Annotated in this window: 18 protein-coding genes; 17 read left to right on the forward strand and 1 reads right to left on the reverse strand. The window is 62.6% G+C overall.

All coding sequences use genetic code 11. The annotated features are described in order from the left end of the window. Positions 1–4 precede the first annotated feature (4 nt). Positions 5–487 carry an Lrp/AsnC family transcriptional regulator gene (locus FHX11_RS15925; RefSeq protein ID WP_184358605.1) on the forward strand — a complete coding sequence of 161 codons (483 nt, stop codon included), beginning with the start codon at positions 5–7 and terminating at the stop codon, positions 485–487. 50 nt (positions 488–537) lie between these two features. On the opposite strand, the gene FHX11_RS15930 is transcribed toward FHX11_RS15925, so the two are convergent. After that, positions 538–681 (reverse strand): hypothetical protein, encoded by a 144-nt coding sequence (locus tag FHX11_RS15930; RefSeq protein ID WP_184358606.1) that lies wholly within the window; start codon positions 679–681, stop codon positions 538–540. A gap of 64 nt (positions 682–745) precedes the next feature. On the opposite strand from FHX11_RS15930, the gene FHX11_RS15935 reads away from it, so the two are divergent. From FHX11_RS15935 to FHX11_RS16010, 16 genes are all read left to right on the forward strand, one after another. Further along, positions 746–3,367, forward strand: a complete 2,622-nt coding sequence (locus tag FHX11_RS15935; protein ID WP_246781024.1) for a LuxR C-terminal-related transcriptional regulator — start codon at positions 746–748, stop codon at positions 3,365–3,367. Between the two features lie 123 nt (positions 3,368–3,490). Further along, positions 3,491–5,185: a hydantoinase B/oxoprolinase family protein gene (locus FHX11_RS15940; protein WP_184358772.1), complete on the forward strand. Its 1,695-nt coding sequence runs from the start codon at positions 3,491–3,493 to the stop codon at positions 5,183–5,185. Beyond that, complete coding sequence (locus FHX11_RS15945; RefSeq protein WP_184358608.1) at positions 5,182–7,245, forward strand: hydantoinase/oxoprolinase family protein; 2,064 nt, start codon at positions 5,182–5,184, stop codon at positions 7,243–7,245. The genes FHX11_RS15940 and FHX11_RS15945 overlap by 4 nt, the downstream gene beginning before the upstream one ends. Then, positions 7,245–8,330, forward strand: coding sequence for an ABC transporter ATP-binding protein (locus tag FHX11_RS30130; RefSeq protein ID WP_184358609.1), 1,086 nt, complete (start codon positions 7,245–7,247; stop codon positions 8,328–8,330). Before FHX11_RS15945 ends, FHX11_RS30130 begins: the two co-directional genes overlap by 1 nt. Before the next feature lie 54 nt (positions 8,331–8,384). Then, the gene (locus FHX11_RS15955; RefSeq protein WP_184358610.1) at positions 8,385–9,563 is read left to right on the forward strand and encodes a substrate-binding domain-containing protein; all 1,179 of its coding nucleotides are present in this window, start codon (positions 8,385–8,387) and stop codon (positions 9,561–9,563) included. Between the two features lie 66 nt (positions 9,564–9,629). Further along, complete coding sequence (locus FHX11_RS15960; protein WP_184358611.1) at positions 9,630–10,499, forward strand: ABC transporter permease; 870 nt, start codon at positions 9,630–9,632, stop codon at positions 10,497–10,499. Continuing rightward, positions 10,496–11,314: an ABC transporter permease gene (locus FHX11_RS15965; protein WP_184358612.1), complete on the forward strand. Its 819-nt coding sequence runs from the start codon at positions 10,496–10,498 to the stop codon at positions 11,312–11,314. Before FHX11_RS15960 ends, FHX11_RS15965 begins: the two co-directional genes overlap by 4 nt. Positions 11,315–11,937: 623 nt before the next feature. Then, positions 11,938–13,128 (forward strand): MFS transporter, encoded by a 1,191-nt coding sequence (locus FHX11_RS15970; protein WP_246781025.1) that lies wholly within the window; start codon positions 11,938–11,940, stop codon positions 13,126–13,128. Positions 13,129–13,465: 337 nt separating this feature from the next. After that, entirely contained in the window at positions 13,466–14,182 is a 717-nt protein-coding gene (locus tag FHX11_RS15975; protein WP_184358613.1) for a GntR family transcriptional regulator, read from the forward strand. Next, entirely contained in the window at positions 14,179–15,090 is a 912-nt protein-coding gene (locus FHX11_RS15980; RefSeq protein WP_184358614.1) for a dihydrodipicolinate synthase family protein, read from the forward strand. Before FHX11_RS15975 ends, FHX11_RS15980 begins: the two co-directional genes overlap by 4 nt. Next, complete coding sequence (locus FHX11_RS15985; protein ID WP_184358615.1) at positions 15,083–16,600, forward strand: aldehyde dehydrogenase; 1,518 nt, start codon at positions 15,083–15,085, stop codon at positions 16,598–16,600. Before FHX11_RS15980 ends, FHX11_RS15985 begins: the two co-directional genes overlap by 8 nt. Beyond that, complete coding sequence (locus tag FHX11_RS15990; protein ID WP_184358616.1) at positions 16,597–17,943, forward strand: FAD-binding oxidoreductase; 1,347 nt, start codon at positions 16,597–16,599, stop codon at positions 17,941–17,943. The genes FHX11_RS15985 and FHX11_RS15990 overlap by 4 nt, the downstream gene beginning before the upstream one ends. A 79-nt stretch (positions 17,944–18,022) precedes the next feature. Then, a complete protein-coding gene (locus FHX11_RS15995) occupies positions 18,023–18,874 on the forward strand; it encodes a glycine betaine ABC transporter substrate-binding protein (protein WP_184358617.1) in 852 nt (283 codons plus the stop codon). A gap of 87 nt (positions 18,875–18,961) precedes the next feature. Then, positions 18,962–20,053, forward strand: coding sequence for a glycine betaine/L-proline ABC transporter ATP-binding protein (locus FHX11_RS16000; protein ID WP_184358618.1), 1,092 nt, complete (start codon positions 18,962–18,964; stop codon positions 20,051–20,053). Between the two features lie 22 nt (positions 20,054–20,075). After that, on the forward strand, positions 20,076–20,924 hold the full coding sequence (locus FHX11_RS16005) for an ABC transporter permease subunit (protein ID WP_184358619.1): 849 nt from the start codon (positions 20,076–20,078) through the stop codon (positions 20,922–20,924). Beyond that, a complete protein-coding gene (locus FHX11_RS16010; protein ID WP_184358620.1) occupies positions 20,921–21,772 on the forward strand; it encodes an ABC transporter permease subunit in 852 nt (283 codons plus the stop codon). Before FHX11_RS16005 ends, FHX11_RS16010 begins: the two co-directional genes overlap by 4 nt. Positions 21,773–21,782: the final 10 nt, after the last annotated feature.

Genomic DNA, 21,782 nt, shown 5'->3' on the forward strand with positions numbered 1-21,782 from the left:
GGTCTTGAGCCCATCCCCATCGCCTGCCACTCTGGATGCCTTCGACAGAAAAATCCTCGCCATCCTGCAAAAGGACAATACCACGCCGCAGCGCGAGATCGGCGAGGCGGTCAATCTGTCGGCTCCGGCAGTGCAGCGGCGGATCAAGCGCATGACGGAAAACGGCGTTATCCGGGCGAATGTCGCCGTCGTCGACCCCGTCGCTGTCGGCCAGCCGATCACCATTTTCGTGGAGGTCGAGGTCATCAGCGAGACGGCCGAGCAGATCGAGAGCGCCAAGAGAGAGTTCGCGGCGGCACCCGAAATCCAGCAATGCTACTATGTGACCGGCGAGGCGGATTTCATCCTGGTCATCGTCGTGCCGACCATGGGCGATTATGAGGCGTTGACCCGGCGCCTGTTCTTCGGCAACAACAATGTCAAGCGGTTCCGGACCTTCGTCGCCATGGACCGCGTCAAGGTCGGTATCGATGTCCCGATCTCATAATGTCCGGCGGTTTGTGCCGCGAAAATCCTTCGGTATTCCGCCGGGGGCCATCAGTCGCCGGCGGCCGTGTTTTCAGAGGCCTGCCGCAGGAAGCGCGAGGGGACGATTTCGGGACAACGTAGCTCAATCCATTCATTTTTCATTTCCCCAACTTGCAAACTGGCTTTGTCGCCGCAATCATGAGGAATGATCATCAGTCAATCTCGCTTCCAACCACCAAGTAGCGGCAATGAGCATGTCAGGCGCCGCGGCCTGCTGATGCAATTGCAGCGTGCGGGACTCCGACGGCTGACCACGATCGTTGCGCCGGCGGGGTACGGCAAGACATCGCTTGCCGCCCAATGGTACGACGTGCTGAAAACCCAGCAGCGTCAGGCGGTTTGGGTTCCCTTGGAGGCGGAGGATTCGGACCAGAGCCGCTTTCTTCTGGCCTTGCTGGAAGCCGTTCAGAAGCTGTTTCCGGACGAGAGAAAGGGGCTGGATGCCAACAGCATGCCGGTAGCGTCAATGCTCTCGGTGCTGGTGACGCGGCTCGGCCGCATAGCGACGCCGGTGGTCCTCTTCCTCGACGATTATCACTTCGCCCAGAATGACGCCACCGAATCACTGATGGCCAAATTGCTGGCGGCGAACGATCTCGCGCATGTGAAGTTCGTGCTGATTTCGCGCAGCCCGCCCCGGTTCCCGACATCCGCCCTGCGGCTGAGCAACGAGCTGAAGCAGATCGGCGTTGCCGATCTCAGTTTCTCCGATACCGAGGCCCAGGAATTTTTCGGGCGCCGGGCAAAGAAGCTGACGAGCGAGCAGATCAACGAATTGAACCAGCGCACGGAAGGATGGGCGGTGGCTCTCCAGATGGTTCGGGTTCTGGTCAACGACAATATCGACAGCAACGCCCTCCTGTCGTCCTTCGATGGAAGCAATGCCGAGATGGGCCGCTATCTCTCGGAACAGGTCTTTTCCAGCCTGCCGGAGGATATCCGTCATTTTCTCACCGAAAGTGCCGCATTGCCCGCCGTCAGCCGCGCCCTGATCGTTGCCGTCTCGGGCCATGGCAATGCGGCGCAACTGTTCAACCGGCTCGGCGACTACGCGCTGCCGATCGCGGTTCTCGACGGGCAGGGAACCTGGATTCGCTGCCATCCGGTGTTCAACAGCTTCCTGAAGGAGGAGGCGGAGCGCCAGGGCATCGATACCAGGGAGATATTGCGAAAGGCGGCATGCTGGTTCGAGGCGGGTGGCGATGTCGACGCGGCGGTGCGCCATGCGCTTCTCGCCGCCGATCCCGCCCTTGCCGCCGGCATCATCGAAAGGGCCGGCGGGTGGCGGCGCGTCTATGCCACAACGCGTGGGGGCACCACACTTTTCCAGACGATGATCGCCAAGGCGGCCGATATCAATCTTGCCAACTTTCCGCTGACGACCTTGGGCCTGTCGGTGATCAGCGCCAAGGCGGGCCATCTCGACGCCGCCAATCATTATCTCACGCTCGCCGAGCGCGCCGCCGCCACGATGGGCGAAAAACTGGCGCAGGACCTGCGTGTCGTGCGGGTGCTCATGTCGCTCTATACCGACCGATGGGCGACGGCCGCCGACCTTTCGGCGCTCGAGGCGGATCTTTCCCAGGACAGCGGCATGGAGATGATCCACCGCGGACTGGCGCTCAACATGCTGTCCTATAATTTCCTGATCCGCACGGATCTCGAGCGCGCCTTGCATTACGGCCAGCTTGCCCTGCGCACCTTCCGTGACGCGGGCGCGGATTTCGGCGCCATGCATCTTTATACCCATATCGGCCAGGCGGCTTTCTTCAGCGGCGATAGCGCCGCCGCCGCCGATGCCTATGGCCATCTCCTGACCGAGGCGCAGACCAATATCGGCAAGGGATGCGATCTCGATGCCATCAGCCAGGTGCTGCAGAGCGAGCTTTTTTCGATGACCGGCGAACGCGAGGTCGCCGCGGCCGCGCTCGAGTGGGCGCTGCCACACCTGGAGCGGCATGACACCTGGTTCGATCTTCTCGCCGCCGGCTTCATGGCGCAGCAGCGCATCCTGCGGCTGAACGGCGATATCCTGGCGGCGCATGCGGCGATCGACGGCGTGCGGGCGACGGCCAGGCGGCGTGGCTTCGATCGTCTGATCCGGTTGATCGATGGCGAACGCGCGGCGCTTCTTCTTGCGTCCGGGGACATCGACGAGGCGGTGCGCTACGCGGAAGTGAGTGGCTTCGGCGCCCAAAACATCAATTCCGAGAGCGCCAACGATTTTGCCATCCATCTGCGTGGCAACGTGCCAGCCCTGTTGTGGACGCGAATTCATCTGGCACGCGGCGACGCTGCCGCCGCGCGCGCCGTCTTCGATCATCTGCTCACCAGCCAGTCGCAGAAGCTGCATGTGCCCCGGCGCATCGAGCTGGGTTTTCTCGATATACGCCTGCTGCTCGCCGAAGGCGACGAGGTTACGGCCGCTGCCAAGCTTTCCGACATCCTGCTGTCGCTGCCGGTTGCGGACTATCGGGCCATTCTTCAGATCGAGGGGCAGGAATTCGCCGGTCGCTTGCGGCAGCTTGCGGCGGCTCAGGCCGTGCCCGACGTGGTGGCGCAGCGGTTGGAACGCCTGCAGGATGTCGCGGCGCCGACAAAAGCCCAGAATGGTGATTCGCCGTCCGCCCAGCCCGCTGCAACGGGTGGGCTGACCGACCGCGAGCGCAGCGTTATCCGCTTGCTCAGCGCCGGCCTGAGCAACAAGGAAATCGGTCGCAAGCTCGATCTCAGCGACAACACCGTCAAGTTCCATCTGCGCAACATTTATGCCAAGCTCAACGTCACGACGCGAACGGCGGCCGTCACCATGGCCCGCGACAGCGGCGTTCTGCTCTGACCCCGGCATATCCTACCCGAATGGGTAGGATGGGCAATTGCCGCCCACCCTTCTGGCGGGCTACCTGCACGCGAGGATCGCGCCTAGTCTTCCCTCATGAGCGAGTAACGAGGGTGACTGATGATGACGGCTGACGCAATTCCGGTCGATCCTGTGACGCAGGAGATCATCGAGGGCAAGCTGACGGCGATCGTCGACGAGATGGGCATCGTCATGGCGCGCACCAGCATGAGCCCGGTGATCTATGAAGTTCTCGATTTCGCCTGCGGGCTGCTGACCTCCGAGGGTGAGCTCGTGGCGCAGATGAACGGCATCACGCTGTTCACCGGCACGTTTGGCGTGCAGGTGAAGGCACTGATCGAGAAGTCGGCCGGCAATCTCGCCGATGGCGACGTCCTGCTGTCCAACGACCCCTATGCCGGCGGCACGCATGCCTGCGACTTCGCCATCGTCAAACCGCTCTTCGTCGACGGCGAGATCCTCGCCTATGCCATCAATGTCGCCCATTATCTCGATGTCGGCGGTTCGGTGCCGGGAAGCCTGGCGCCGAATGCCACCTCGGTCTTCCAGGAGGGCATTCGCCTGCCGGGAGTCAAGATCGCGCGCTCCGACGTCTTCTCCAACGAGATACTGAATATCATCAGCGAGAATGTGCGCCTGCCGGAAATCGCGCTCGGCGATCTCAATGCCCAGGTGGCGACGGTTCGCGTCGCGGCGCGACGCATCGAGGAGCTTGCGGCAAAATACACTTCCGAGGTCGTCAGGGCGGCGTTCACCAACCTGCTGACGGCCAGCGAGATGCGCAGCCGCGCGGCGATATCAGCCCTTCCGGATGGCCGTTATGAAGCGAGCGACATCATCGACGGTGACGGCATCACCGATGCGCCGATCCCGGTGCAGGTCGCCGTGACCATCGACGGCGACCAGATCACCGCGGATTTCACCGGCTGCCCCCCCGCCGTGGCCGGACCCATCAATTGCGCGCGCGGTGCGCTGCAGTCCGCGGTCAGGACCATCGTCAAGGCCCTGGTCGGACCGCAGGAGCCGTCCAATGAGGGCTGGTTCCGCCCGTTGACGGTGATTGCGCCGCCCGGCACCATCTTTACGGCGGAAAAACCCTCGCCGACCGGCTGGTATTATGAAGGATCGGTGCACGCCTCCGAACTCGTCTGGAAAGCGCTGGCGCCGCTGGTGCCGTCGCGCTTTTCCGCCGGTTCCTATTCCAGCCTCTGTGTCGTCTATATTTCCGGCAAGGACTGCAATGGCCAGCCCTTCATTCACATCGAGCCGCAGCACGGTGGCTGGGGGGCCAGCGAGGAGGCCGACGGTGCCGGCGCGCTGATCGCGCTGACCGATGGGGACACCTACAATTATTCTGTCGAAGCCATCGAGGCGCGCTTCCCCCTGCGGGTCAAGCGCTACGGCTACAATGTCGAGGCCGGTACGGGCGCCGGCCGCCGGCGCGGCGGCTTCGGCATCGTCCGCGAATACGAGATCCTCAGCGACGGTGCCTCCGCCTATGGCAGTTTCGGCCGCACGCGCACCCGGCCCTGGGGCATGGACGGCGGCGGTCCGGGAACGGTGAACGCGCTGCAGATCGTGCCCGCCCATAGCGGCGAGGTGCAGACCTACGGCCGTATCTCGCATATCGATCTCAGCGCCGGCGATATCCTGCGCGTCGTCACCGGCGGCGGCGGCGGCTGGGGCGATGCGCGCCAGCGCGAACCGCATCTGATCGAGCAGGACCTGCGCAACGGTTTCCTGACCGAAGCGCAGGCGCGGCGCCTCTACGGCTACCGCGAGAGGATCGCCGTATGATCAGACTGGCAACCGATGTCGGCGGCACCTTCACCGACCTCGTTGGATATGATGAGCGCAGCGGCGAACTGTTCACCGCCAAGAGCCTGACGACGACACAGGACCAGTCCGTCGGCGTGCTCGACACGATCTCCCTGGCGGAAGCCAAGGATGGGCTTCGCACCCGCGACGTGACCTTCTTTGCCCATGGCGGGACCACGGTGATCAATGCGATCACCGAGCGTAAGGGCGTGCGCACCGCGCTGGTGACGACGGCGGGGTTTCGCGATGTGCTGGAGATCGGCCGCGGCAATCGCCCCGATCTCTACAATCTGCGTTTCCGCAGTCCGGCGCCCTTCGTTCCCCGGCATCTGCGCTTCGAGGTACGCGAACGCCTCGACGCCTCGGGCAAGGTCATCACGCCCCTGGAGTTGAGCGATCTCCGGCCGATCATCGCCCAGTGCAAGATCGAGAAGATCGAAGCCGTCGCGATCCTGTTCCTGCACAGCTATACCAATCCCCAGCATGAGATCCTCTGCGCCAATGCGCTGGCCGCGGCGCTGCCGGATGTGACCATCTGCGCCAGCTACGAGGTCTCGCGTCAATGGCGTGAATATGAGCGTTCGAACACCGTCGTGCTCAACGCCTATGTCCAGCCGATCATCCGCCGCTATTTCGAGCGGCTGGAAGCGTCGCTGACGCAGCGCGACCTGACATGCCCCTATTACGCCATGCAGTCGAATGGCGGCATCGCCACCTTCGAACAGGCGATCGGCAGTCCGCTCACTCTCGTCGAATCCGGGCCAGCGGGCGGCGTGGCCGGTGCGGCGCGCATCGGCAATGCCCTCGGCGAAAGCGAGGTCCTGTCGCTCGATGTCGGCGGCACCACCGCCAAGTGCTCCCTGATCCATGGCGGGCGCCCGACGCTGAATGTCGAATACAAGCTCGAGCATACCCGCATCGAGCCCGGCCATCCGGTTCAGGTGCCGGTGGTCGATATCGTCGAAATCGGCTCCGGTGGCGGCTCGATTGCCTGGCTCGATGAGCGCGGCGCCCTGCATGTCGGTCCGGAAAGCGCCGGTTCGGCACCTGGTCCGGCCTGCTATGGCCGGGGCGGCACGAAGCCGACGCTGACGGATGCCATTCTCACGATCGGCGTCTTCGATCCCGCCAACTTCGCCGACGGCAGCATGCATCTCGACAAGCAGAAGGCCGCCGATGCGATCGCCATCGTTGCCGAGCCGCTTGGCCTCAGCATCGAGGATGCCGCGATCGCCATTATCGATATCGCCCATGCAAGCACGATCAACGCGCTGAAACTGGTAACGGTGCAGCGCGGGCATGATCCGCGCGATGTGGCCTTCGTCGTCAGCGGCGGGGCAGGTCCCGCGCTCGCCACCCGGCTCGGCCGGGATCTGAACGTCAAGGCGACGGTCATTCCGCTGCATCCCGGCATCTTCTCCGCCTGGGGGATGCTTGCCGCCGAACCGCGCGCGGATTTTCGCGGCACCTGGTTCTCGGCGCTGACGGCGGACGCGGTCAAGGCGCTGCGGGCTCGCTTCAACAAGCTCGAGGAAGAGGCGATCGCTTATTTCGGCAAGGGCCGGGACGCCGATATCCGCTTCACCTATCAGGTCGAGGCGCGCTATCGCGGGCAGGAACATGGGGTATTCGCCCAGTTCCACCGCGGCGACGATCGCCAGGTATTCGCCGAGCGTTTTCATGCCGCGCATGAGCGGGCCTATTCGTTCCGCCTGCCGCATGCCGCCATCGAAATCACCACTTTGCATCTCGAAGCGGTTCTGAACGGTACGGTGATCGCGCTGCCCTTCCTGCCTAAAAACGGAGGTGGCCTCGATGCCGCGTTGACAGGTCGGCGTAATGTCTATTTTGGTGCTGCCTTGGGCTGGGTTTCCTGCCCGGTCTACCAGCGTGCTCTGCTGGCGCCCGGTCAGTCGATCCCTGGCCCGATGATCATCGAGGAGGCAACGGCGACAACGCTCGTTCAGGAGAACCAGCAATTGACTGTCACCGACAATGGCCTTCTGATCATTCGCGAGGGCGGTGTCGGGGCAGGCTAGTGGCGATATCCATTCAGATCGACGGGGTCAGCAGGGAATACGGGCCGGTCAAGGCCCTTGACGACGTAACGCTCGATATCGCCGCCGGCGAATTCTTTACCCTGCTGGGCTCGTCGGGCTGCGGGAAGAGTTCGCTGCTGAAGCTGATCGGCGGCTTCGACCGGCAGACCGCCGGCCGTATTTCTTTCGACGGCAAGGATGTGACGGATCTGCCGGCCAACAAACGCCCGGTCAATACCGTGTTTCAGAGTCTCGCGCTTTTTCCGCATATGACGGTCGAGCAGAATGTCGGCTATGGCCTGAGATTGCGCGGGCTGTCGGGACGCCAGCTTGCCGCCAAGGTCAACGATGCTCTCGATCTCGTCGAGCTTTCCGGCTTCGGTCCGCGTGACGTCAATCTCTTGTCCGGCGGCCAGCGTCAGCGCGTCGCGCTTGCGCGGGCACTGGTCATGGAGCCCGGCATCCTGCTTCTCGACGAGCCGTTGACCGGCCTCGACGAGCGCCTGCGGCAGCAGATGCGCGACGAGTTCGGACGGCTGCACAAGCGGACCGGCGCGACCTTCGTCCTCGTCACGCACAATCAGGACGAGGCGCTCAGCCTTTCGGATCGCATGGCGGTGATGCACAAGGGCCGCATCGAGCAGGTGGATGCGCCCGGCCGTTTCTTCGAGACGCCGGCAAATGCCTTCGTTGCGCGCTTCATCGGCATCGATACACTGGTGCGGCCGGAAAAGATCGCGACTTCGGACGGGCAGACCTATGCGGTCGTTGCCGGACAGAGCGTGCCGGTGCGCGTTGCCGGCCCGACAGATCCGTCGCAGTCCGTCGTCGCCATCCGGCCCGACAGGCTGTTTGTCGCGGCTCCGGATACGCCGGGGGCGCTGATACTGACCGTGGTTGAAACCACCTTCCGCGGCCTTTACCATGATCTCAAACTCGCCTTCTGGGACGGCCAGACCCTGACGATGGCAATCGAGGAGGATGCGGGCCTTGGCCCGCTCGAGCCGGGGAAATCCGTTCGGGTCGGATTGAAACAGGACGCCGCCGTTCTGATTTCGAGCACGGGGCTATTGCCTGCAAGCTAAATGACTGCTTTGTGGAATGAGAATGATTCAACCCAACCACGAAGAGGAGTGACAATGACAAAGCATGGTGGAATGTTTTCGTCGGCGCGGAACAGCAATATGCAGCGACGCGATTTTCTCAGGCTGATGGGGGTAGGGGGCGCCGCCCTGTCCGCCGGCAGCCTTGGCTGGGCTCCTCATCTTGCCGCGCAGGACGCTGCGACGGTCGCCTTCTGGGCGACGGCGACCCTGGATATCGGCGACAAATGGAAGACCTTTGCCGCCGAGAACGGTATTGCGCCGGAATTTACCGACAACGGCAACGACATCGGCCCCGTGATCGCCCGTCTGGCGGCCGGCAACGCCAATGACCTCTTCGATGTCGGCGGTTTCCAGGGCGGCGCCGAGAAGGAGCTGGCGCGCCAGGGCGTCATCATTCCCTGGGATGTGTCGAAGATCCCGAATTACGAAAGCGTCTGGCAATGGGCGAAGGATATTCCCTACCTCAAGCATGACGGCAAGCAATACAGCATCCCGACTGTCGTCAATGCCGACTCGATCATCTACCGGCCGGACAAGCTCGGCAAGGTCGACAGCTACGGCGTGATCTTCGATCCCAAGCTCAAGGGCCGGGTCGCCATGGAAGATGCCTGGATCAACAGTGCCATCTTCACCGCCATCTACCTCAAGGAATCCGAAAACAAGCCGATCAAGGAGCCGGGCAACCTCACCGAATCCGAACTCGGCCTGGTGATGGAATTCCTGATCAAGCACAAGAAGGACGGCCAGTTCCGCACCTTCTGGAACGGCTGGGAGCAGGGTGTCCAGCTGGTGGCGGATCAGGAAGTCGACGCCATGACCGGCTGGGAGCCGATCGTCTATGAAGGCCGCAAGCGTGGCCTGCAGGTCGAATATGCCGCCCCCGTCGAAGGCTACGAGGGCTGGGGCAACAATACGGTGCTGCTGAAGGGCGCCGGCGACCGCGGCGTCACCGATGCCGCGCACAAGTTCGTCAACGGCCTGCTCGGCGGTTTCTATGGTTGCGAGCTTGGCCAGTCCCGCGGCTATCTGGTGCCGACCGACAACAACGTCGCCTATGCCAAGGCTCATCCGGGTGAATACAAGCCCGAAGAGGTCGAGAAGCTGGCGGAGCACGTCAAGGCGAAGTTCAGCGGCAAGGTCTATTGGCAGAACACCCGCCCGGATAATTTCCAGCTCTATGAAGAGTGGTGGCAGAAGCTGCGCAACGCCTGAGTTCCAAGAGCACGGGCAGCGGCGATTTTCCCGGTCGCCGCTGCCGTCCATTTCCGAAAGGCCCGTATGACCAGAGCCCGTTTGCCGATCTCGTCGATGCTGATGGCGCCGCCGCTTCTGGCGATCCTGGCGTTCGGGCTGATGCCTTTGATCGTGGTCATCGTCTGGAGCTTCTGGAGCTGGGACCCGGTGACCTACTGGATCAAGCCGGATCTGAGCCTTGCCGGCTATGCCGGCATCCTCGAGGCTGGACGCTGGACCGTCATCGTCTTTACCTTGATCAAGGCATTCGGCACGGCGCTCCTGTGTCTGCTGATCGCCTATCCCACGAGCTACGCCATTCATTTCCTGGCCGGACGGCGGCTGAACGTCATCCTGCTGGCGCTGATCACCATTCCGTTCTTCACCTCCTATCTGATCCGGTCCTTTTCCTGGCGGCTGGTACTGGGGCGAACCGGCATCATCAACGAATGGCTGCAGGCCGTCGGCATCACCGACGCGCCACTCGACTGGCTGCTGTTCAGCAATTTCGCCGTCATCGTCGGGCTCGTCGCTTCCTATCTGCCGTTTGCGATTTTTCCGCTGCTGCTGTCGATGCGGCGGGTCGATCCGACCTACCTCGCCGCCGCGCAGGATCTCGGCGCCGGCTTCTGGAAGGGTCTGATGACCGTTCTCCTACCGCTGACGAAATCGGGCATCTTTGCCGGCTTCCTCTTCGTCTTCGTCATGGTGGTGGGCTCGTCCACCGAGGTCCAGATGTTGGGTGGGGCGGGAGCTTCGATCGTCTCCGTTATGATCAACGACGTCATGCGCGTCGCCAATTATCCGATGGCCTTCGCCATCTCGACGATCGTGCTGGTCGTGATCTTCGGCCTGGTGCTGATCGGCAACCGCGTCTTCGGCCTCGCCTCGTTGTTCGAGGATCAGTCGCCATGATGCTGCGCGAGGGGCTTGCCAACCGCATTCTGCTCTGGACGGTGACGATTGCCGGGCTGGTGGTGATCTATGCGCCGCCGCTCTATCTGCTGGCGATCTCGTTCAATCCGGCACTGCAGCCCGGCCTGCCGAGCCTCTCCGAGCTCAGCCTCAAATGGTATGCATCCTTGCCCCAGGAGAATGCCCTGATCGGCGCCCTGGAGCAGTCGCTGGTCATCGCCATGGTCACGGCCGTCGTGGCGACCCTGATGTCGCTGCTGGCGGCGCTCGCCTATTTCGAATTGCGCACGCGCCGGACCGTATGGTTCCTGGCGGTAATCCTGCCGATGTTCGTGCCGGGGGTCATCCAGGGCCTGGCGCTGTCGGCCGTCTTCGCGCGCGGCGGCATCAAGGCCTCGATGCTGACCGTTATCGCCGGCCACCTGCTATGGGCCATGCCGTTTGCCTTCATCGTCATCCTGACGAGTTTTGCGGCGGTGCGGCGCTCCTATCTCGTTGCCGCCGCCGACCTCGGCGCCAACTGGTGGCGCCGCTTCGTCGACATCATCCTGCCGCTGATCCGGCCTGGCCTGGTCAGCGCCTTCATCTTTTCGTTTCTGCTGTCGCTCAATGAATTCACGCGGGCCTTCTATCTGGCGGGGCGGCAGAATACCTTGCCGGTAGTATTGTTCGGAAAGATGAACTCCGGCGCATCGCCGGTGATCTACGCCATGTCCGGCGCCATCTTCCTGATCTCGGTCCTGTGTGTCGCCCTGATCGCGATCCGTTTCCTGTGGCAGGGCCGGGTCGAAGCTTCGGCTCGCGCCAACGGCTGAGCAGTCGCCGGCCAGTGGCCAATGCTGACGACAATTCACTCGATCAGGTCGAAACTCCGATAAAATACGGGGAAGAAGTGAAAACTTCCGGCGCTCAGCGCGGGCGGAACCCGTCCTTGAAGGAAGGGTGCCAGGCGCCTGTTGGGGGTGACGCCTGGCGCAGTTTGGTCCACTGGGTAATGAACGCTTTATCGATACAACCGCCATCGCAGCGTGTATAGACGCCCAAATGGGTAGGTGCCGGGCCCACCCTTTCGCAACTCCATCGCCATCGATGCCGAGCAACCCGCAATCAAATCAGGCCGAGCCTCGGTTCGCGCGCCTACCGGTCAGCCGTGCGGGATCCAAGGCCCGGCATCTCTCGTCATGGCTATTGACCTCAACCTTGGTTGAGGAATTATCACGCTATGGAACACGATCGAAGGAGGTTCCATGCGCGACGAGATGCTTTCCGTGCGAGTTCCATTTGGCGGGGCCTGGACGGCCTGTTCGGGTCATATATGGCGGTGGCCCATGGCCTGGATGGCGACTGCAAACGCCTTGGAGGTAACGATCGGCCGACCTGGCCGATGGGTATTTGGGCAGAAGCAGGCGCGGCCGGCGGCTTCCAGCGGGAAGGTCGCATGATGCGAGACCGGACCCTGGCGATCAAGATCACCCTGTTGTTTACCGCGACGCTGACGATCATGGCCGGTACGACGGTCGCGCCGTCGCTTCCCGCGATCCGGCAGATCTTTGCTGCCACGCCGAATGTCGAGATCATGAGCCGGATGGTGCTGACGTTGCCGTCGCTTTTTGTGGCGTTGTTCGCACCGGTGGCTGGCATGCTGGCGGATCGGTTTGGCCGCAAGACGCTCCTGATCGCTTCTATCTTCCTTTACAGCGTTTCGGGCATGTCCGGCCTTTTCGTGGATAGCCTCGCTGGCTTGCTGATCGGCCGGGCGGCTTTGGGTCTGGCAATCGGCGGTATCATGACAATCGGCACGACGCTGGTGGGCGATTACTTTGACGGCGCGCAACGCGAGCAATATCTGGGCATGCAGCAGGCTTTCACCCAGTTCGGCGGCGTCGCCTTTGTGGTGGCGGGCGGGCTGCTGGCGGATATTCATTGGCGCGCGCCCTTCGCCGTCTATCTCGTTGCCTTGCTGATCCTGCCGGCCGCCGCCGCGTTTCTGATCGAGCCGGTCAGGGGCAGATCCCGGATGGCGAATGCGGGCCAGGCCGAGCCTGCGGTAAAATGGGGCCTGGTGGCCCTGCTCGCGCTGACGGCTTTTCTCGTCAATGCCCTGTTCTATACTGTGCCGTCGCAATTGCCGTTCTTCCTGCGCGAGCTTGGGATAGCCGCCGCCAGCAGTGCGGGCTATGCGATCGGCATCTTTAATTTCGCCGGAGCGCTGGCGGCGCTGAACTTCGGCCGGTTGCGGTCCGCATGCGGCGTTTCCGGCATCCTGGCGGCGGGGCTGGCCCTGATGACGATCGGCTTTTGGCTTCTGGCGCCATCCGACGAAATGACATCCATTCTGTTCGCGCTCGCCGTCATGGGCTGCGGCCTCGGTTTCGTGATACCGAGCGTCATGTCGACGACGATCATGATCGCTCCGCCTCAGTCACGCGGCCGCATCGCCGGTATCGTGACGGCATCGATGTTCCTCGGACATTTCACATCGCCGCTGGCGAGCCAGCCCTGGATCACATGGCTTGGCTTCGCGGCGACCTATCGCGGCATCGGATTTCTATTTGCCGGCATGGCAGGTATGGCGATGGTGGCTGTCTGGATTGAACGACGGACAACCGCTACTCCGCGCTGGCTATAGCGTGAAGCCGGAGCCGGCATAGAGCGCGATGCGGGCGCCGGCGATCGTCGGTGCCTGCATCCTTGTCCATGCAACGGCGGCAATGGCGATGGCTTTTGCTGCGCCTGTCCCGCCGGTCAGGGATGCCGGCCGATCCCAGCACTCGATATTCTCCCATCATCCACTTCCGCGAAGGACGCCCCGCGCATGTCGGGATTCCGTCGTCGCGTCCCTCATCTTCGTTTATTGTATTTTAGCTAAACACTCATTGTGTACACAAAGTACACAATTTATTGACAGCCGCCGAGAGGCATGAGATAGTCCGGGCCATAAGCAGCGAGCGGCCCGGAGTTACCCCATGGCGAAGACCGTTAAGAGCAACCTCTACGAAGACCTGAAGCGTCAAATCCTGACGATGGAGCTGGACCCCGATGCCGATCTAGACGAGGCGAGCCTCAGCGAGCGTTATGGCCTCTCGAGGACGCCGGTTCGGGACATCTTTCGGCGCCTGGCGGGCGAGGGCTACATCGACATCCGCGAAAATCGCGGCGCGCGCGTCATTCCGATGAACCATTCGACGCTGCGGCACTTCTTTCTGGTAGCGCCGATGATCTATGCGGCCATCGGCCGTCTGGCGGTGCAGAATTTCCGCCCCGCGCAGCTTGTAGATCTCCGCCAGACCCAGGAACGCTTCCGCCGCGCCAGCGAAGACTCGGATGTCTTGGCGATGGTGCTGGAAAACAACCGTTTTCACGAAATTTTCGGCGAGATGTCGGCGAACGTCTATCTGCAGCCCAGCCTCGGGCGCCTGCTCATCGATCACGCCCGCATCGGACACACGTTCTTCCGGCCGAGAAACGAGGACATGAGGCGTCGACTGCAGCTGGCCGCCGATCATCACGACAGCTTCATCGAGGCGCTCGCCGCTCATGACGAAGACGCCGTTGTCGATCTTGTTTTCGAACATTGGGAATTGTCCCGGGAGAACATGGAGATGTTCATCGCGCCGCAAGGTCTCAAGGCGGACGCCCAGATCGGTGCTCCGACCCTGCAATCATTGGAGAAATCATCGTGAAGTTTGAAGGCATTTATACGCCTGCGGTGACGCCGCTGAGCCCGGATGGGCAGATCGACAGAAAAGGCTTCGCGGATGTGCTGGAGTCGCTGATCGAGGCCGGCGTGCATGGCATCATCGTCGGCGGGTCGACGGGGGAATATTACGCCCAGAGCAGCCAGGAACGTTTCGAGCTTGCGGCCTATGCCAAGGAGGTGATCGGCACCCGGCTGCCGCTGATCATCGGCACCGGCGCGACGCGGACCGAAGACTCGGTCGAATATGCCAAGGCCGCCAAGGACATTGGCGCGGATGCGATCCTGGTGTCGTCGCCGCCATACGCGCTGCCGACCGAGCGCGAGAATGCGGTGCACGCGCTGACCGTCGATCGGGCCGCCAACCTGCCGATCATGCTCTACAACTATCCGGCCCGCATGGGCGTGGTGATGGGCGAGGAGTATTTTTCCCGCGTCGGCAAGTCGAAGAACGTCCTCGCCATCAAGGAAAGCTCCGGCGACATGGGCAATCTTCACCTGCTGGCCCGCAAGTTTCCGCACATCTCGCTCTCCTGCGGCTGGGACGACCAGGCGCTCGAATTTTTCGCCTGGGGCGCCAGGAGCTGGGTCTGCGCCGGCTCCAACTTCCTGCCGCGCGAACATGTCGCTCTCTATGAGGCCTGCGTTCTCGAAAAGAATTTCGACAAGGGCCGCGCGATCATGACCGCGATGCTGCCGCTCATGGATTTTCTGGAATGCGGAAAGTTCGTTCAGTCGATCAAGCACGGCTGCGAGATCATCGGGCTGAAAACCGGGTCGGTCCGCGCGCCGCTGCGCGGCCTGACCTCGGACGAAAAAAGAACACTTGAGACCGTGGTCGCCACGTTGAAGCGCACGGTCGGCCAGATCACGTCGGGAGCCAATCATGCATGAACCCTTGACCGCCGCCGAGTACAAGGCGATTGCCGCTGATCTCCAGCTGCCCACGAATGCCTTCGTTGATGGTGCTTTCCGGCCGGCCAACTCAGGCAAGACGTTCAAGACGACCAATCCGGCCACGGGCGAGACGCTGGCCGAGATCGCCGCCTGCGATGCGAGCGACGTGGACTTTGCGGTCGCCAAGGCTAGAGAAGCGTTCGACGATGGCCGTTGGAGCCGGCAGACGCCCGGCGATCGCAAGGCGGCGCTGCTGAAATTTGCGAAGCTCCTGGAGCGTAACCGCCACGAACTCGCTGTCCTGGAGAGCATCGACAGCGGCAAGCCGGTCCGCGAATGCCAGACGGTCGATGTTCCCGACACCATCCACACGATCCGCTGGCATGCGGAACTGATCGACAAGCTCTATGACAACACCAATTCGGTCGGTCCCAATGCGCTGGCCATGGTGGTTCGCGAGCCGATCGGCGTGGTCGCCTGCGTCCTGCCGTGGAATTTCCCGCTGCTGATGCTGGCATGGAAGATCGCGCCGGCGCTTGCCGCGGGCTGCTCGGTGATCGTCAAGCCCGCGCAGGAAACCACGCTCAGCACCTTGCGCGCGGCCGAACTCGCCCACGAGGCAGGCATCCCCGCCGGCGTCTTCAACGTCGTCACGGGTAGCGGCAGGGATGTCGGCGAACCGCTCGGTCTGCATATGGATGTCGACATGGTCGCATTCACGGGGTCGACCCCGACCGGGCGCCGGTTCCTGCGCTATGCCGCCGACTCCAACCTCAAGAAGGTCGTGCTCGAATGCGGCGGCAAGAATCCGGCGGTGGTGCTCGACGACGCAGAAGACCTCGATCTGGTTGCCGAGCAGGTGGTCAACGGTGCCTTCTGGAACATGGGGGAGAACTGCTCGGCCAGTTCCCGCCTGATCGTTCACGCCAGCGTCAAGGATGAGCTGCTCAAGCGTATCGGCGCCTATATGCGCGAATGGAAAACGGGCAATCCCCTCGATCCCGAGAACCGCATCGGCGCGCTCGTCAGCAAGAGCCACTTCGAGAAGGTGAAATCCTTCCTCGACGATGTGAAGACCGAGAAGCTGACGGTTGCCCACGGCGGGCAGACCTATGATGGCGCTTTCATCGAGCCCACGGTGGTCGATGGCGTCACGCCGGCAAGCCGCCTCTTCAAGGAGGAGATTTTCGGGCCGATCCTGTCGGTGACGACCTTCGAGACGCTGTCAGAGGCTCTCGCTCTCGCCAACGACACCAATTATGGCCTGACGGCATCCGTCTATACCGGCAGCCTGCGCAAGGCGATCAAGCTCTCGCGCGAAATCCGCGCGGGTCTCGTCACCGTCAACTGCTTCGGCGAAGGCGACGCCTCCACGCCGTTCGGCGGCTACAAGGAGTCCGGTTTCGGGGGACGCGACAAGTCGGTCTTCGCCCATGACAATTATTGCGAACTCAAGACGATCTGGATCGACGTCTCGGAACGCTCGGTGGACGAGACCATCCGATGAGCCGGCATGTGATCAAGCGCCTGCCGATCGATACCGGCGTTTCGGGATGGGAGGCGATCAGCGAGCGCGCCTTTCCCGCCACGGCGCTTGATCACGATATCACGGCCGACTGGCTGGTTATTGGCGCCGGTTTTGCCGGCCTGTCGGCGGCGCGGCGCCTCTCGCAACTGCGGCCAAAGGATAAGATCGTCGTCCTGGAGGCGCGCGAACTCGCCAAGGGGCCGGCCGGGAGGAATTCCGGCTTCATGATCGATGTGCCGCACAATTTGTCGGCGGGCGAATACTCGGTCGCCGACGAGCAGGCGACGAAGGATGAGATCCGGCAGAACCGTCTGGCGATCACCTTTGCGGCGGATGTCGCTGCCGAATACGGACTGTCGAGGGAGACATTCGATCCGTCGGGCAAGGTGAATGCCGCAGCCTCCGAGCGGGGGCTCGGTCTCAACGACAATTACCGCAAATCGCTCGAGAAGATCGGCGAAGAGCACCGCGTCCTCGATGCCGATCAGATGCGGGAGATGACGGGTTCGCATTATTATCGTGGCGGGCTTTATACGCCGGGCGCGGTGATGATCCAGCCGGCCGATTATATTCGCGGCCTTGCGCGCGGGCTCCGCTCGAAGGTCGCCATCTACGAACATTCGCCGGTGCTCGAGCTTTCGCGCGAAGGCAATGTTTGGAAGGCGAGATCGAACCGCGGTTCCGTTTGCGCGCCCAAGGTCATTCTCGGCGTGAACGGTCATATCGAGAGCTTCGGCCATTTCAGCGGACGGCTGATGCATATCTTCACCTATGCGTCGATGACCGCCGCCTTCTCCCAGAACGAATTCGGCGGCGATGTCACCGGCGCCGACCGGTGGGCGCTGTTGCCGGCGGACCCGATGGGGGCGACCGTGCGCAAGATCACCGCCAATGGCCGTTCGAGGATCGTCATCAGGACGCGGTTTACATACGACCCGGCTCTGAAGGTGTCGGAAAGGCGCGTCGCCGGCGTCGCCGCCGAGCAGCGCCGCTCGTTCAACGCCCGCTTCCCCGGACTGGAGAGCCTGCCTATGGACTATAGCTGGGCCGGCGCGCTGTGCCTCAGCAGGAACCATGTGCCGGCCTTCGGCGAAGTGGAGGAAGGGCTTTTTTCCGCCTGCTGCGAGAACGGTCTCGGCACGGTCAAGAGCACGCTTGCGGGCATGATGGCGGCCGATCTGGCGGCGGGAGCCCATAGCCGCGAGCTCGATCAATACAGGAATCAACCGGAACCGACCAGACTGCCTCCCGAGCCCGTTGCGTGGCTGGGCATCAATTCGGTCATCCGCTTTCAGGAATTGCGTGCAGGCCGCGAGGGATAATCCCCCGCCGCGCAATACGAGGCCTGCGCCGTCCGCAGGACTTCAACGAGAATGGGAACGAAAACTAGGAGTAACAACAATGAAGGTTCTGTGGAAGGCGCTTTGCGCCGCTGCGATGATCGGGATCAGCATGCTGCCCGCTCGCGCCGAAGAAAAGACGATCAACATGGGCACCTTGTCGTGGGAGGACCTGACGCCCATCACCGGAATTACCAAGAAGGTCCTTGAGGATGCCGGTTATACCGTCAAGGTGACCGAATTCTCCGAATGGGGCATCGCCTATGCCGCTCTCGCCAAGGGTGACATTCAGGTTCTCGCCTCTCAGACGGATTATGTCGCCCAGGACTATTGGGACAAGAACAAGAACCGCCTCGAGAAGATTTCGCCCGTTTCGCACGGCCTCTACCAGGGTGTCGCCGTTCCGAAATACGTCCCGATCGACTCGCTCGAACAGCTCAACGAAAATGCCGACAAGTTCGGCGGCAAGATCATCGGCATCGAGCCGGGCTCCGGCCTGATGCGCGACGCCTCGAATGCGGTGAAGGACTACGGTCTCAAGCTCCAGCTCGTCGAGGGCAGCACGGCCGCCATGACCGCGGCGCTGAAGTCGGCCTATGATCGTAAGGAATGGATCGCGGTAACCATCTGGGAGCCGTCGTGGATGGTCCAGAAATACGAGGTGAAGTACCTCAAGGATCCCAAGGGCGTCTTCCCGCCACCGCAGGGTTACTACTGGGTCGGCCACAAGGGCTTCTCGCAGGAGAACCCGCATGCCCGCGAAGTGATGGCCAGCGTCTACGTGCCGGTCGCCGATATCACCGCCATCAATGGTGAGGTCAAGGACGGCAAGACCATGGATCAGGCGGTCCAGGATTGGACCGGCGCGCATGCCGACCTGATCAAGCGCTGGGAAAACATCAAGAAGAACTAATCGTGCCGTGGCCGTCCGAAACTCTCGGGCGGCCACCCTCAAGCCCAATGAGAGAAGCCAGTTCCAATTGGCTCAAAGGGGATCGCTATGAAAACCGAAAATATCGATACCAATGAAGTCCTGATTGACTGCCAGTCCCTCTGGAAGGTTTTCGGAGACAAGTCTGCCGCGGCGATGAAGTCGATCAGGGAGCGTGGACTGGGCAAGAAGGAGGTCCTGAAGGAATTCAACTGTGTCGTCGGCGTCTCCGAGGCGAGCCTGCAGGTTCGCCGGGGCGAGATCTTCTGTATCATGGGCCTGTCGGGGAGCGGAAAGTCGACGCTCATCCGCCTGCTGAACAAGCTGATCACGCCCACCTCCGGAAAGGTCCTCGTCAAGGGACGCGACATGGCCGCCCTGTTGCCCGTCGAGCTCAGGCAGATGCGCGCGCGCAACATCGGAATGGTCTTTCAGAGCGTCGCCCTGCTGCCGCACAGGACAGTATTGGAAAATGCGGCCTTCGGTCTCGAAGTGCAGGGGATTTCAAAACCGGAGCGGAACAGGACCGCGAGCGCGGCGCTCGAGAAAGTCGGTCTCGCCGATTGGGCGAACCGCTATCCCACCGAGCTTTCCGGCGGCATGCAGCAGCGCGTCGGCCTTGCCCGCGCGCTCGCCGCCGATCCTGAAATCATCCTCATGGACGAGCCGTTCAGCGCTCTCGACCCCCTGATCCGCCGTCAGCTGCAGGATGAGTTCAGGCAGCTCACCAAGTCTCTCGGCAAGTCCGCGGTGTTCATCACCCACGATCTCGACGAGGCGATCCGGATCGGCGACCGCATCGCCATCATGAAGGACGGCGTGATCATCCAGACCGGCACCGCCGAGGAGATCATTCTCAACCCCGCCGACGCCTATGTGGCCGAATTCGTCGCCGGCATATCCCGGCTCCATCTGATCAAGGCGCATTCGGTGATGCGCAGCGTTACCGAATTCCAGCAGAGCGAGCCCAATTCGGATATTTCCTCGCTGGTATGCACCACGCCGGATGCCGACATCGACGAACTCATCACCCTGACGATGCAGTCGGAGCGCGACGCCATCGCCGTCGTCGACGATGATCAGGTCGTCGGCGTCGTGACGCCGCGCAGCCTTCTCATGGGCGTCAAGGGAACCTCCGCAGCCGATCCCGCGGCGGCGTAACCCCTAGATTGGAGCTTACGACATGGACAGTTCAGGCTTCACCGATATTTTTGACGAATGGACGGACACCGCGCTTGGTTGGGTGAGCGATAATGGCGAAGCCCTTTTCGACCATGTGCGATCGGTTCTCGAGGGGCTCTACGGCGCGATCCTGTGGCTTCTGGAGTTTTCGCCCTTCTACGTGGTCGCGCTCATTGTGGCGTTTGTCGGCTGGCGGCTGGTCAATGGCTGGTTCGCCCTGTTGAGCGGTGCTGCTCTTGCGCTCTGTTTTTCCATGGGCCTCTGGCCGGAGACCATGAGCACCCTGGCGCTGGTGCTGACGGCGACCGCGCTCGCGCTGGTGATCGGCATCCCGATCGGAATTGCTGCCGGTTTCTCGCGCTCGCTCGACCGATTCATGGAGCCCGGCCTGGATCTGGTCCAGACGCTGCCGCCCTATATCTACCTTCTGCCGGCGATCGCGCTGCTCGGCTATGGACCCGCCACCGCGCTGATCGCGACCGTGATCGTTGCCGTGCCGCCGGCGATCCGCCTGACATCCCTCGGTATCCGGATGACGCCCAAGGAGTTCATCGAGCTGGGCGAGGCAAGTGGCATCACCTCGGCCCAGATGTTCTTCAAGATCCGGCTTCCATTTGCGCTTCCCAGCATCATGGCGGGCATCAACCAGAGCCTGATGATGGCATTCGGCATGGTCGTCATCGCCGGCATCGTCGGATCTGGCGGGCTGGGGCAAACCATCTACGGCGCGATCCGCACGCTCGACATCGCGACCTCGATCAACGGGGCGATCGCCATCGTGGTGCTCACCATGGTGCTTGACCGGATAACCCAGAGCGCTGCCCGCTTCGGCACGGGGAGGAAGTCATGAATACGTCGATCCTGCAGTTTTCGCCGGGCGCCTTTCTCGCCCCGGCGGTCGATTGGCTCAACACCAACCTGCATCCGCTGTTCGCCGCGATCAGCTATGTCGTCGAGGCGATCCTTTCGGGGATAGAGGCGGCGCTTCTGTCGGTGCCGGCCTATGCGCTGATCGCCATCGTGGTCGTGCTGGCCTATCTGGTGGTGAGCCTGCGCGCCGCCATCCTTGCCGGGTTTTGTCTCGGCTTCTGCCTGCTTGTCGGGCTATGGACCGCGTCGATGCAGACCGTCGCGCTGGTGACGGTCGCCGTCCTGATTTCCGTTGCCATCGCCTTTCCGGTCGGCGTTCTGTGTTCGCGCTACAAGACCCTGGAGGCGGTGGTTCGTCCGCTTCTCGATATCATGCAGACCGTGCCGCCATGGGTCTATCTCATTCCGGCGGTGATGATCTTCAGCCTGGGACGGGTGCCGGCGATCATCGCGACCATCGTCTACGGCGTGCCGCCGATGCTGCGTTTGACGACGCTGGCGTTCAACCAGGTGCCGCGGGAATTTACGGAACTGGGAAGCGCCATCGGCGCCCATCCCCGCTCCGTGCTCTGGAAGATCGAGATACCCCTTGCGAAGAAGACGCTTCTCGTCGGGCTCAACCAGTGCATCCTCCTCTCCCTGGCGATGGTGGTCCTGGCCGGTCTCGTTGGGGCGGGCGGCCTCGGGGCGGAGGTGACCCGCGGCCTGACACGTATGGAGATGGGGCTCGGCCTGCGGGCGGGCCTGGCGATCGTCGCCGTCGCGCTTCTGCTCGACCGATTGTCGCGCGGCGTCTTCGACCGCAACACCCTTACAAAGGCGGGATGACGGAGACGAT

Source organism: Rhizobium sp. BK602, assembly GCF_014195095.1.
Lineage (GTDB): Bacteria > Pseudomonadota > Alphaproteobacteria > Rhizobiales > Rhizobiaceae > Rhizobium.